The following is a 12,691-nucleotide window of genomic DNA, read 5'->3' on the forward strand; positions in this document are numbered from 1 at the left end:
AACAGTGACCAGTGACGAAATTCTAGTTGGTAGTTATGAGTTAATAATTTTCAACTTTGGAAAAAATTATTAGATTCATTGCTTAAATAGGTTGTTTGTCTAAATAGAAATATTAACCACTGACTACTAACAAGTAACAAATAACAACTAACAACTAACTTTAAATTTCAACAACTGCTTTTACTTGTAAATTAGTGAATCTGGCAGCTTTTTTACTGGATTCGTCATCTAAACGCACGTGGACTTCTACTACTCGGGAATCTATATTTGTAGAAGGGTCACTATTAACTACATTTTGCTTCTGTACCTGCAAGCCAATTTGGTCTACAATGCCTCTCAATTTACCGGGTACTGCATCTGCTACAAGTTCAACTTCTTGTCCCAAACGTATTTTATTAACGTCGCTTTGGTAAACTTCGACTATCGCGTACATATCGCTTGTTTGACCAATTTCGACTATGCCATCATTTGATACTTTTTCCCCAGGGCGGCTATTAATGTCAAATATCTGACCGCTTTGGGGAGAACGCACGTAAGCTTGTTTTAAATCTGCTTCGGCTCGATTCATCGCTGCTACTGCCCGGTTAACTTCTGCTTGAGCAACTAATACATCTACCGAACGAACTTCTGAAACACTTTCTAAAGTAGCTTTTTGTTGTGCTATTTGCTGTTTTAAAGATGACTGAATGCGCTCTAAATTAGCTTTTTCTTGTAATATTTGCTGTTGTTTAGATGATTGGATGCGTTCTAAGTTGGCTCGCGCTTCTGCTAATTGCTGCTCTTTTGAGGCTTTGATACGCCCTAAATTTGCTCTAGCTTCTGCTAATTGCTCTTTTGCTGTTTGTAAAACTAAATCTTTACTATCTCTCAAAGATACAGATATCGCACCTGCTTTATACAAACTTTGATAGCGCTGGTATTCTAATCGAGCATTTTCTAACTCTGCTTCTAAACGAGCGATAGTTGCTCTTTGTGCTTCAATTTCTCTAGCTCTTTCGGCTTGCAATCGATTGATATTTGCTTGCTGCGCTCTAATTTCTGTATTTCGTTCAACCTGCAATCGATTAATACTTGCCTGTTGTGCTTTAATTTCTGTATCTTTTTCAGCTTGCAGGCGAGCCACACCTGCTTTTTGAGCTTCAATATCTCCTTTTTTTGCCCCTGCTTTAACTAATGCCAGATTTGCTTGCGCTACTCTTACAGCTTCTTTTGCTTCTTTAAAAGCAGCCATCAGTTTGTCGCGACTATCCAAAATTGCAATTACTTGATCTTTTAAAACTTGATCTCCTTCCCTTACCAGTAACTTCTCTATTCGACTCCCTTCTGCTCCCATTGCTGGTGCAGATAATTGAATCACCTCTCCTTTTGGTTCGAGTCGCCCCAATGCTGTAACTGTTTCTATCTTTGGGATTGCTGGAACTGGTGCTTGTGGTTTTTGTGCTACCTCACCACCTTTAAACCGTTGTAGCGTATAAACACTAGCCCCACCCATAGCAAAAGCTGCCACCGTCATAACTAAGCGTGATGAACGAGCTAATTCTGGAGACGGTGAATTTTCTAGTCTGAGATTGTCTAACATGGCATCCCAAGAAATACTTAATTTTTATTATTATTAATTTATAATACAATTAGACTAAACCGACTAGTTTAGTTTTGCTTCACGTAAATTTCACAAATTGATAAATTAATATGTATGAAAATACCTTATTTGCGTGACTAAATCTATTACGATTTTTTTCGGAAAATATACATATTTTTAGTAAACAGATGAACTTGGGGAGTAAATTGTTAATGAAGCAGGTATACCAATTTTGCTTTGTATAGTTTTTAGTTTGTGTTTACTTCACCACAGATGCGATCGCTCAACTAAAGAATAGGTCAAAAATGAAACTATTAAAACTTAGCGAAACTCATACCGAAAATTCCAAAAATAAAGTAGAGCAAATTCTCAAAGGAGCGATGCAAGAATTTTTGGTGCATGGCTATGCCGGTACGAGCATGGATAGAGTTGCAGCATCGGGTGGTGTTTCAAAAGCAACTGTCTACAGTCACTTTCAAGATAAACAAGCGCTTTTCAAAGCATTAGTAGAAAAATTAGCAAAAGAAAGATTTAAATCAGTTTTTGGGAGCAATGATTTAGTCGGAGAACCCAAACAAGTACTGCAAGAATTAACGGATAAAGCATTGCAAGAAATGCTTTACGATGATGAATATATGGCATTTATGCGGGTAGTAATTGGAGAATCGGGGCGTTTCCCAGAAATTGCTCAATTTTGCGTTGCGAGTTTGGTAAAGCCTGCTGTAGATACTCTTCATCATTATTTCTCATCTCATCCCGAATTGAAAATATCAGATCCAGAAGCTACAGCCAGGATTATTGTTGGTTCATTAGTTCACTATGTAATGACTCAAAAAATGATGCATGGCGCGGACATTTTACCAATGGAAAGTCATCGTTTAACAAATAGTTTGACAGATTTATTGCTTTTTTCGCAAAATAATTTGTGAGTTTTAAGAGTTGGTAATTGCTAATGGGTAATAAAAAATTATAGCGCTGCTAATTTAATTAAAAATTGTTTTTTCTACCCACTCTTCCCACTCTTCCCACTCTCCCCCCTCTCTTCCTCTCATTCAATAGCTAATTTTCTAACAAGACAGGATTATAATTTAAAAATTTTTCTATTTCAGCATTCAAATTATTTCGTGCAGTTTTCTCTTTCGTCTGCTGCATTAATTGGGTAAAGTAAATATTATCGCGCTGTAAAAAGTGTTCTAGTACTCGCTTTCTAGCTGAAAAGTATTCTGCTTCCGGCACCCAGATATATTCTTGACGAATTGCTTGAGCATATTTACTATATACGTCAGGATTGCTACCCAGAATTGCTAAGTCAGCATCTAATAATACTTGAGCATCTAAATCAGAAGTTGAAATTTGATGAGTTTTGGTCTTTAATATTAAACTTTTAACGTTTTTAATAACATTAGAAGGAATTGATAACGATGAAAGTAATTCAACTGCGTATTCGGCGCTTTTTTCTTCGTTATCTTTTGCTTTAGTGTCGTAAACTATGTCATGAAACCAAGCAGCGAACTCAACAGTTTTGATATCAAAACATTTTGTTCGAGATTCTAAAGTTTGAATTACTTCTAAAACGTGTTGAATGTGTTCTAAGTTGTGATAGTAACGATTAGAATTTGAGTAAGCTTCAACTATTTGAGAAAAAGGTTTTTCCGCACAATTTTGATTTATATTATAATATTGCAGCAATTCGTACCAGCTTTGGAATAATTTATTTGCAATTTGATGGAAATCGGGCATTTCATAATTTGAGCTACAAAATTTTTTAATTCTGTGTATTTAATTATGTTTAACTATTATGCAAAATTAGGTCTAAACATAAACCAATTTTTTACACTTTCTAAATCTGCTGTGCTTGAAACAGCATAACCAAAACGTTCGTAATATCCAACATTTTTTTGTGTTTGAGTATCGAGAGCAACACCGTTAGAATCAGAATCTTGCTCTGACATTTGATGTATGTGTGAAAGCATTGCGCTAGCAATTCCTTTTCCCTGATTTTGTGGATTTACGGCAAGGGTATTGATGTAAAAATGTGGAGAAGAGGGTTTATTCGCCTTTTTCAAATCTAAGTATGCCTCCATTCGCATTAGAGCTTCTTCTCCAATTGCTGTTGCAAATGCTTCTTCTGAAGATGTTGGTGTACTTTCAATGTCGTCGTTATTTTCTTCATTTTGTGGAGGAGTTATAAAAGCAAATCCTTGTAACTTCCCTTCCACAAAAGCACCGAGAAGCATATCACCTTCAGACGCTTCATCGCACATCAATTTTGTCAAGTGTTTCATAGATTGTTGATATGAGTCGCCAAAGATGAATTCCATGAGTGGATAGTTTTCAAAGGCTTCGGAAAATATTGTCATAATATCATCCGTATCTTTTGTAGTTAAATTGGTGATTTTGATGGTAGACATTGTACTAATTTTTTAGATTTTATAATTTTCAATTTCTAATTTAAATTTCTAATTTTACAATGTGCAGCAGCACTGAATTCTCAGATTAATAGTCTCTCAGGATAAATGTAATTATTATCGTTGTCATAATTTTTATTCTGCGGTAAATACGAACAAGCACCTTTAAGGGTAAGCTTATTCAAACTTTGCATTTAGGAAGTGATTTAGGATGATAGAGCTAATAGCCAACTATCTTATCAAAGAAGATTCGAGTTGCACTCATCGTATTAAGCTTTACAGCGATGGTACTACATTAGAAGTGTTGGATGAATTTTTTGATGACGTTGATGAAGATTTAGATGTCGGTTACACGGAAACTGAAGGAACTTATAGAAATAGTCCTTACAAGCAACAATTAAAGAACTTAGTTATCCAAAATCACCGTAGTGGAAAGCTCAAGGAGTTGCCACGCTGGCTTTAAACGAATGCTGTATCTTACCTGTATCAGGAATGGCTAGGATTGTCAAAAAACTTGGGTGGTGCCGTACACTCATTGCCTTATTATTGCGTGCAGGATTAGTTAGTGTACAAGCACCCTTGTATATTAAAGCAATTGAGAAATTAATAACTAAAAAACTACTGGGTTTAATTTTTTCCTAATGCAACAGCTATTTAACAAATAATTACTAAATAATTACTAAATAAATGCTGTATTAAGATAAAAATTAAACCCAGTATAAAGATTATTCTGTTTGAATAGCTGCCTTAACGAGAACGAGAAGGTACTAGATTCATGTAGTCTAAGCTGGAAGCACTAATATTCTGAGCGTAGTTGCCTTTTCCACTAACGGAAGCTGCCATGTCAGCATATTTACGGGGGTCGCCTTCAGAAAGTCGTTGAGTTTTAGCTTTTTCGGAGTAGAATTTCTCCAAAGTAAAGCGCCAATCGGTTCTGACGGTTCCAGCAGTTTCTTGGAAGTCTTCGTCGTAGCGAGGAGTTACTAAGTTGAAAGGACGACCTTCCATGCGTTTGCGCTGGTAAGGTACGGTGTTATCGCCGAAGTTATTTGTATATTCTTCGCTATCAAGGAGGGCATCAACAAAACCGTAAAAGCCTAAAGTCCCGATTTTGATTGACCAAGCAATTTCCTCGTCTTTATTGTAAGCCTTGCGACCTAACAAACGTCTGAGACAGATATCTACTAAACGATAGTTGTTGTTAACTTCAACTACTATGCGGTAAAAAGCTTCAGACTTTGCTAAACCACGAATAAAATCGCGTGTTGTGATAGAACCGTTTTTCAACTGAGATTCTAAATTCTTTTGCCGGTTAAAGCTAAGAATTTCATGTTCGCTGAAAACTTGGCGATATCCAGCCCAGATAATGTTTTGAATATCGGTGTAAGAGCTTACGTCTTCTAAACGATAGATATATGGTGTATCTTCGTTTTGATCGGCTTTTCCGAAGCTTTCTACTCTTTGATTTTGAGTTGTGGGTTTGTATTGAAGTAATGGCAATGCCATCTGCAATTATCCTCTGAATTTTATTAATTTATTCAATCAAACAGTTGAAGAATTAAGAATGATTTTTGTCGTCATTCTTCAATGCTTTTACTTATTTTCCCCTATTGAGGTGACAATTAGGCAATTATTACAAGGGGAAACTCGCCGTAGTGCTTATAGAAAGCGGAATCCCTTTAGGTTCGCTTTCTTTTGTCATGTCGGGAATTTCGATGTTCGCGGTGCTAATTGACTGAGGCTTAACTGTTTTAATAGAAGCCGAACTCGCCATATCCATGAAGTTGTTGATATCGCCCCATTTATAACGATTTTTCTCTTGGTTATCGCGCCAATAGTCAGCGTAGCGAGGAGTCACCAAGTTAAATGGTCTACCTTTATAGCGACGACGTTGATAAGGAATCGTATTTTCGCCAAAGTTGGTTAAATATTCTTCCGATTCAATTAGTGCATCAACAAAATTACCCCAGCCCAAGGTAGCAATCTTAATTGACCAAGCTATTTCTTCGTCTTTATTATAGGGCGCGCGTCCTAAAAGACGTTTGAGGCAGATTTCGATAATGCGATAGTTTGAATTAGTCTCAACTACCAAACGACGAAATGCTTCGGATTTTGCCAAGCCTCTAATGAAGTCGCGCACAGTAATCGCCCGATTCTTCAATTGAGATTCAAGATTTTCTTGACGATAGAACTTTAGTATTTCGTGTTCGCTGAATACTTGACGATATCCCGCCCAAATTAATTGCTGAATATCGCTATAGGTAGGAGAATCTTCCAAGCGATAAATTCTAGGTGTTTCCTCGCTAGAAACTTCGTAGCCATCAACCCGTTGGTTTTGAGAACTGGGTTTGTATTGTAATAGTGGGATTGACATGATTATTTATTTGGTATTTGGTATTTGGTATTTGGTATTTGGTAATAGGTAATTGGTAATGGGTAATTGGATTTGTGCCCATTACCCATTACCCATCACCTATTACCCGTTACCTATATCAAGTAGTCTTGATTCCGGGTACGTAGCGATAAGGCAAAGCAACTTCTACTGGCTTAACGCTGGGTTGAGGTGTGCTAGATTCGCGTTCCATGTTGGGAATGTCCATGTTCCTAACCTGAGAAGTCACTCTGGCAATAGTTCTTTGATAGTTCCGCTCGTCGGTTGTGACTTTACTAGCCATTGCCATAAAGTTACTGGGAATAACTTTGCGAATTTCTGCTGTGGTTGCGTATCCTCCAGAAGTGCGAGCGGTATAGTAAGAACTACCACCCATATATCTGATAGCCATCCGGTTGCGGAAGTCTGCACCGTAGCGGGGATTTACTAAGTTAAATGGTCTGCCTTTGTAGCGACGACGCTGGTAAGGTACGATATCGTTGCCAAAGTTTTGACGATATTCGTCACTATCCACCAAAGCGTCAATAAATCCATGCAAGCCTTTGGTTGCAATGATAATTGACCAAGCTATTTGCTCTTTTTTGTTATAGGTTGCACGTCCCAAAAATCGCTTGAAGCTGATATCAACTAAGCGATAGTTAGAATTAGTTTCTGCCACTTCTTCGCGATAAACGTCCGTTTTCCCTAAACCTCGAATAAAATCGCTGACGTTAATCGCCCGATTTCGCATTTGTGATTCTAGAAAGGGTTGACGGTATGTTTCTAATATCAAGTGTTCGCTGAAGATTTGGCGATAACCAGCCCAAATAATTTCGTCAATATCTTGATCTGAAATGGCATCTGTCAATCTATACATTATTGGCGTATCTTCGCTAGCCACTTCATAGCCATCGACACGCTGGTTTTGAGAACTGGGTTTATATTGAAGTACTGGGATTGACATAAGTGTTATTTTATGTTGTTGAACATCTATTAACTAGCAACTTGCTCTTGAGCTAAGGCTACGCGGGCACGAACGGCTATTGCAGCATCTTCTGTACGCATTTGAGAAAACTTAGCTTCTATCTCCTGCTGTAAATTAGGAATTTTCGCTAATTGCTGTAAGCCGACAACAGCAGCATACCTAATTGCCCAGTCTGCATCTTGAGTAATTGAGAACAATGTTGAAAGTGCTTTTTTTTGAGCCTCAATCCGTTCTAAATCATCAAGTTTTTGCCATTGCAAGCAGCCTAGCCCTTTCGCTGCTGCGCGACGCACGCTAGGAGCAAAGTCTGTTGCAGCTGCTTCTAATAATAAGTCTAAGGCTTGGGGACTACCTATGGTAGCTAAAGTACGAATTGAATAAGCTCTTGCACCATAGTTGTAATCATCAATTTGTTCTAGAAGTTGCGGTACTGCTGCATCTCCTAACTCTATTAATCCCTTAACTGCTATTACTGCTGCTGCGGGATTATTGTATCCGAATACAGCAATTAATGTGGGTATTGCTGCAATATCTTTAACTGCTACCAAATTCTGTACAGCCGACACCATTCGCGCTGAGGAATCAGCTTCTGCGACGGCACGAATTAAGTTTGGGGTGTCGGTGTTCATAGATTTTGGTTTGAAAAATATTTTTAAGAATTTGGAGTTAAAACTTGAGAGTTAGGAATAATCAGCTAGAACATCTTGATTATTCTTGGGGAATCAAAAGCAGCGCGCTGCGGTGATTTTTTCGCGAGCCTCTTCCTAATGGTAACTAGTCAGCAAGAAGCACACACTATAAATTTAAACATTTGCGGTACTTCCCTGTAGTCTTGGAGTTTCCCCCATGTAAGCCGTTAGCCAAGCTTGTCCGATCGGACATAGAGTACAATCAACGAACCCGTTCCCTCAAAGCGTGCGGCTCAGAGAATTTCTCTTCCCTGAGCAAAGTGGTGTTCCGTTGTAGCGACTGCGGAGCATCCCTGCCCTGCCTCAGATGCAATAAACGAGCGCCATTATTCAACTAAATGTAGATAAGACGCAGCAGTGCTACGTCTGATACAAACTGACTTTTGACTAAAATTTCATCCGTTCCTCAAAGAGTTTTCTCAGAATAGGATGTGAATCATCAACTAATATCAACTAAAAATTACAAAAGTGAATCCATTAATTGCATCAATTTGATAGTCTCATCGTCCAGAGCGATCGCATCTTTGTTGTGAAACTGATTTTCTAGCAATCCCTTAAGAGCTATAAGCTTAAAGCTGTTTTCAACTGAGGCAGATGCAATTGTGTCTGCTGCATGGATATAACCCACCGCACCCAAATCGCTCAATGCCATACGACGCAGTTTTAAATCGCCATTTTGCAACACTTGTACCAATCGCTCTCCATATTCTGGTTCGCTTGTTAACTGATACATTGCTCTAGCTGCGGCACACTGTACTCTAACTACAGAATGTTCAAGAAATGGTCGAATAACATCTTTGGTATGAGTGGCTCCAATTGCCCCTAAAGCCTCTAATAATGCTTCATAGGGCTGGATTAAGTGAGGTCTTCCAGGCACTTTTACGGCTGCTGCAACACCTCCATCTAATAGCTCTAACAGCGCGGGAGTAGCCCTTGCATCTTTGAGCATTTCTAGAGATTGAGCCGCTGCTTCACGCACGTAAAAATCAGAGCATTCCAAGCATTTAATTAAACCCGGTACGGCTCGGTTATCGCCTAATTTACCCAAGGCTCTTGCAGCATTACGTCGTAAAGGATAACCACCCAGTTCAGTGCGATCTTCCTCATCTTCTAAAGCTACAATCAATGCCTCAACTACTTCCGGGCTGTTAACACGAAACTTACCCAGCCACCAAGCAGCATAGTAGCGGAGACTCAAATCCGAGCATTTTAGATTAATAATTGCTTGCTCTGGAGTTAACGATGGTGCGTTCTCTGCCGTATATTCTTCCGTACCCGGTTCAGTCATCACCGTCAACTAGATGCAGATTCAGCAGTAACTTGCTCAATATTGATTATTTTTCCGCCCATACGGGTAATCCGTCGCATTTCTTCGTTCATACGGTTATATGGTACTGTCATGAACACGCTAGCACTGCGACGGATTTGATAACTATTTTTGTCAGTTTCGTCGTTTTGACGAATACCTACAACTTCATAACGAAACATTCTGCTGCTAGCACTAGAAATTCCATTAGTACCAACTGTTGTTTGTCCGTACATTAATTTACTCCTTTTGTATTGGGCATTTAGCATTGCGAAAAGTGCAGTCTTGAAGAACCATTGCGTTGCGGTGAAACACTTGCGGTAGGCGGGTTCCCCGGCATAAGCAAAGTGTTGTAAGCGTTCACGAAGTGAGTCGTCAGACTAAGCGTCTCCCGGAGGAGATAGAGTACCCGGAGGGAGGTTCCCTCCGTTGAAGCAAATGGCTTGGTTTCCCCGAGGAGCAACTTTTCAAGACAGGGCATTAAACATTGGGCATTGGATATTTGTCCTATGCCCTATTTTCTAAGCTGGTGTTACGCTTACAATTTTTCCACCTTGACGCAGAATTTGCTGCATCTTGTCTGATAAGCGTTCGTAAGGTACGACAATCGCGTAGCTGCTGCGTCTTACTTTGGGGTATTTCGGGAAAAGCTGACCCGTTACTTCGATGCGATACGAACGGTCGCCTGTTCCTACTGCATTTCCTATATTTTTTCTGGGAGATACATCGTTACTTGCGCGGTAATTCCAGTTACTGTTGTTACCTGATGGTCCTACAATCGAGGATGCGCCGTTGGTTCCTAATTCCCTTGCTAAGCGCGACTTGCTTCCCTCTACCTGAGCGCGATCGCTGTTGGCGTAGCCCCGGTATAAACGGAACATGCGGTTAAAACCGACAGTTTTTTGCCCTGATTGAGTTGCAAATCCACGATAGAATGGTACAATGCTATCACCGAAATTTTCGGTATACTCCTTGGAATCTATATAGGAGTCTATTTCAACGTCAAACCCTTCATTGTGATATAGGTCATTATGGTAGCTCACTTCTGACTCATCATAAGGAGCGCGACCTAATAAATGTTTGTAGTTAAGTTCGATAAACCGAGTTTGGAAATTGTTATAGAAAAATTTATTCTTATACAATTCCGATTTAGCTACCGCACGGACAAACTCGCGGACGCTCATGTTACCGTCGCGTAAAAGTGACTCCGCACTTTTAAGCCTTTCCGAAGCCATTAAATAATCATTTCCCAAAAGCTGCCGATATACCGCACGAATTACAGCTTCTATATCTTCCTTTGTGGCGTTAGAGCGTAATTCAACTCTTGGTAATTCATCAAAGGCTTCCGTTCCCAACCTGGACGCTGCTGATGTAATCGCCATTACTATTATCCCCTTTATTTTCACGCTCCTAAGATAGTGAAGCGCTTTTTGATAAATTTTTTTATTTACTTTTAAAAAACAATGCCCGGAGACCAATACAACTGCTAGGTGATAAACCCCATCCAGCACTTGCATCCCTCTCCGGGCTAAACGCTTACTAGCTTAAAGCGTTGATTGCATAATCGATGTAGGTATTAGCTTCGTTAGCAGCTTGACCACTTAAACCGTGGCTGCTTTTGATGTTCTTCAAAGCTTCTACATACCAGCTAGGAGACAAATCAAAAGAACGGTTGATTTCATCCAAACCTGCAATCAAGTACTCGTCCATAGGACCTGTACCACCAGCGATTAAGCAGTAAGTTACCATGCGTAGGTAGTGACCAACGTCGCGAGCGCACTTGGACTTACCACGAGAATCAGCAGCAAACTGAGGTCCCTGCATTTGAGTGGTGTAGGGGAACTTCTGATACACAGCTTGAGCAGCACCATCAATCAATTTCTGAGCTTGAGAAGTTAAGCTACGAGCAGCTTCCATGCTTGCAACAGCACGGTCAAAACGACCATTCACAGCTTGTAATTCGGTGTTGCTCAAGAAACGACCTTGAGTATCAGCAGATGCAATTGCTTCGGTAATTGGTGTCTTCATGTTTTACAATCTCCTTTATTTTTTGTTCTTTATTTTGCCTAAACGCCTTTTTTTGTTCCGGGCGATGAATGCTTAAACAGTGTTTTCTTAATTAAGCAACCGCAGCAGCAGCACGGTCAAAGTAGCCACCTAATTCAGACATTAATTGGCTGCAATCACCAGTGGTGATACCGTTGGGGTCGTTAGCCATTTTGATAGCAGTATCTTTCATTTTTTGAACGCCTACTGCTACAGAAGAACCGGGAGTTCCCAAAGCTTGGTAAGTTTCGCGCAAACCATTCAAGCAACGATCGTCTAATACACTAGCGTCACCAGCGATCATGGAATAGGTAACATAGCGCAAAATGATTTCCATATCGCGTAAGCAAGCAGCCATGCGACGGTTGGTGTAAGCATTACCACCAGGAGCGATCAACTGAGGCTGTTCTTCAAACAAAGCACGAGCAGCATCGGTAACGATTTGGGAAGCATTGCTGGTAATACGGTTAACAGTATCTAGGCGCTTGTTGCCTTCTTTCACCATGTTGCTCAAAGCATCTAACTGATCGTTGCTCAAGAATTCACCTCTAGAGTCGGCTTGAGAAACTACTTTTGCGAATGCATCTAACATCGACTTATTCTCCTGATTGCTTAGTTTTTAATTGCCTTGATAAAAATGGCAGTTTTTTATGAATGGATGGGATATAACAGATTTTGTTTTAACTGCCTTTTTATTGTCTCAACTCCCTTATTCATCGATTTAGAATCGGGAAGAATATGAGAATCCAGGCTTATTTTATGAGAAAACGACAATCTTTTCAAACTGACCGTCTTTTTTTAGTTCTGCCTGTTTTTTGACCCCTCCAAATTATGTTTATACACTGCCTTAAGGACAGATTTTGTTACAAAATATGAATAAATGCGATCCTGCAATAAGAAAAACCCCAAATCCTTTACATATAAGAACTTTGCCTTAAATAAACCCACATTTATCGTTGCAAAACTTCATAAACTAGCTCAAAGCCTTGAACTTGATTGAATTTTATATTTTCTTAATTATCTAATAAAGCTATATTAAACAAGCTTTTGAGTACCATGATACAAAAATGCACCACCATGCTCTACTTAATAGTTGTTTACAAAAAACGACCTGTTTTGGAATGTAAATTTTTGAAACTTTTTTGATGGCAGCGAAGTCCAAAAAACTTACAAAAGCCCGTTCTTAAAGGGATTGAGGAAAAAGTTCTCAACGAACAGTTAATCTTGGGGATAGGGAGACAAGAATCAAAATTTTCTAACTCATATCATTTCTTTTCTTTATGAAGATGCGCCGAATTTAGCCCGTG

At 39.3% G+C, this 12,691-nt stretch carries 14 protein-coding genes; 2 read left to right on the top strand and 12 right to left on the bottom strand.

Annotated elements, in window-relative coordinates:
- Window positions 1-160: 160 nt before the first annotated feature.
- On the bottom strand, window positions 161-1,579 hold the full coding sequence (locus RIV7116_RS17165) for an HlyD family efflux transporter periplasmic adaptor subunit (RefSeq protein ID WP_015119570.1): 1,419 nt from the start codon (window positions 1,577-1,579) through the stop codon (window positions 161-163).
- A 305-nt stretch (window positions 1,580-1,884) separates the two neighbouring features.
- Between RIV7116_RS17165 and RIV7116_RS17170 the strand changes: the two genes are divergently transcribed.
- Window positions 1,885-2,508, top strand: coding sequence for a TetR/AcrR family transcriptional regulator (locus RIV7116_RS17170; RefSeq protein ID WP_015119571.1), 624 nt, complete (start codon window positions 1,885-1,887; stop codon window positions 2,506-2,508).
- A gap of 130 nt (window positions 2,509-2,638) precedes the next feature.
- On the opposite strand, the gene RIV7116_RS17175 is transcribed toward RIV7116_RS17170, so the two are convergent.
- Window positions 2,639-3,319, bottom strand: a complete 681-nt coding sequence (locus RIV7116_RS17175; protein ID WP_015119572.1) for an HD domain-containing protein — start codon at window positions 3,317-3,319, stop codon at window positions 2,639-2,641.
- A gap of 56 nt (window positions 3,320-3,375) precedes the next feature.
- Window positions 3,376-3,990, bottom strand: a complete 615-nt coding sequence (locus RIV7116_RS17180) for a GNAT family N-acetyltransferase (RefSeq protein ID WP_015119573.1) — start codon at window positions 3,988-3,990, stop codon at window positions 3,376-3,378.
- Window positions 3,991-4,198: 208 nt separating this feature from the next.
- Between RIV7116_RS17180 and RIV7116_RS17185 the strand changes: the two genes are divergently transcribed.
- On the top strand, window positions 4,199-4,450 hold the full coding sequence (locus RIV7116_RS17185; protein WP_015119574.1) for a hypothetical protein: 252 nt from the start codon (window positions 4,199-4,201) through the stop codon (window positions 4,448-4,450).
- A gap of 284 nt (window positions 4,451-4,734) precedes the next feature.
- Here the strand turns inward: RIV7116_RS17185 and RIV7116_RS17190 are convergent, their stop codons facing one another.
- The 9 genes from RIV7116_RS17190 to RIV7116_RS17230 form a co-directional block, all read right to left on the bottom strand.
- The gene (locus RIV7116_RS17190) at window positions 4,735-5,493 is read right to left on the bottom strand and encodes a phycobilisome rod-core linker polypeptide (protein WP_015119575.1); all 759 of its coding nucleotides are present in this window, start codon (window positions 5,491-5,493) and stop codon (window positions 4,735-4,737) included.
- A 127-nt stretch (window positions 5,494-5,620) separates the two neighbouring features.
- Complete coding sequence (locus RIV7116_RS17195; RefSeq protein ID WP_015119576.1) at window positions 5,621-6,361, bottom strand: phycobilisome rod-core linker polypeptide; 741 nt, start codon at window positions 6,359-6,361, stop codon at window positions 5,621-5,623.
- Between the two features lie 118 nt (window positions 6,362-6,479).
- Window positions 6,480-7,322, bottom strand: coding sequence for a phycobilisome rod-core linker polypeptide (locus tag RIV7116_RS17200; protein ID WP_015119577.1), 843 nt, complete (start codon window positions 7,320-7,322; stop codon window positions 6,480-6,482).
- 29 nt (window positions 7,323-7,351) lie between these two features.
- Window positions 7,352-7,972 (bottom strand): HEAT repeat domain-containing protein, encoded by a 621-nt coding sequence (locus tag RIV7116_RS17205; protein WP_015119578.1) that lies wholly within the window; start codon window positions 7,970-7,972, stop codon window positions 7,352-7,354.
- A gap of 520 nt (window positions 7,973-8,492) precedes the next feature.
- Window positions 8,493-9,320 carry a HEAT repeat domain-containing protein gene (locus RIV7116_RS17210; protein WP_015119579.1) on the bottom strand — a complete coding sequence of 276 codons (828 nt, stop codon included), beginning with the start codon at window positions 9,318-9,320 and terminating at the stop codon, window positions 8,493-8,495.
- Between the two features lie 5 nt (window positions 9,321-9,325).
- Entirely contained in the window at window positions 9,326-9,574 is a 249-nt protein-coding gene (locus RIV7116_RS17215) for a phycobilisome linker polypeptide (RefSeq protein WP_015119580.1), read from the bottom strand.
- A gap of 285 nt (window positions 9,575-9,859) precedes the next feature.
- Window positions 9,860-10,720 (bottom strand): phycobilisome linker polypeptide, encoded by an 861-nt coding sequence (locus tag RIV7116_RS17220; protein WP_044291009.1) that lies wholly within the window; start codon window positions 10,718-10,720, stop codon window positions 9,860-9,862.
- 157 nt (window positions 10,721-10,877) lie between these two features.
- Window positions 10,878-11,366, bottom strand: a complete 489-nt coding sequence (cpcA, locus tag RIV7116_RS17225; RefSeq protein ID WP_015119582.1) for a phycocyanin subunit alpha — start codon at window positions 11,364-11,366, stop codon at window positions 10,878-10,880.
- A 91-nt stretch (window positions 11,367-11,457) separates the two neighbouring features.
- Complete coding sequence (locus RIV7116_RS17230) at window positions 11,458-11,976, bottom strand: phycocyanin subunit beta (RefSeq protein WP_015119583.1); 519 nt, start codon at window positions 11,974-11,976, stop codon at window positions 11,458-11,460.
- Window positions 11,977-12,691 lie beyond the last annotated feature (715 nt).

The organism is Rivularia sp. PCC 7116 (genome assembly GCF_000316665.1).
Classification (GTDB): domain Bacteria; phylum Cyanobacteriota; class Cyanobacteriia; order Cyanobacteriales; family Nostocaceae; genus Rivularia.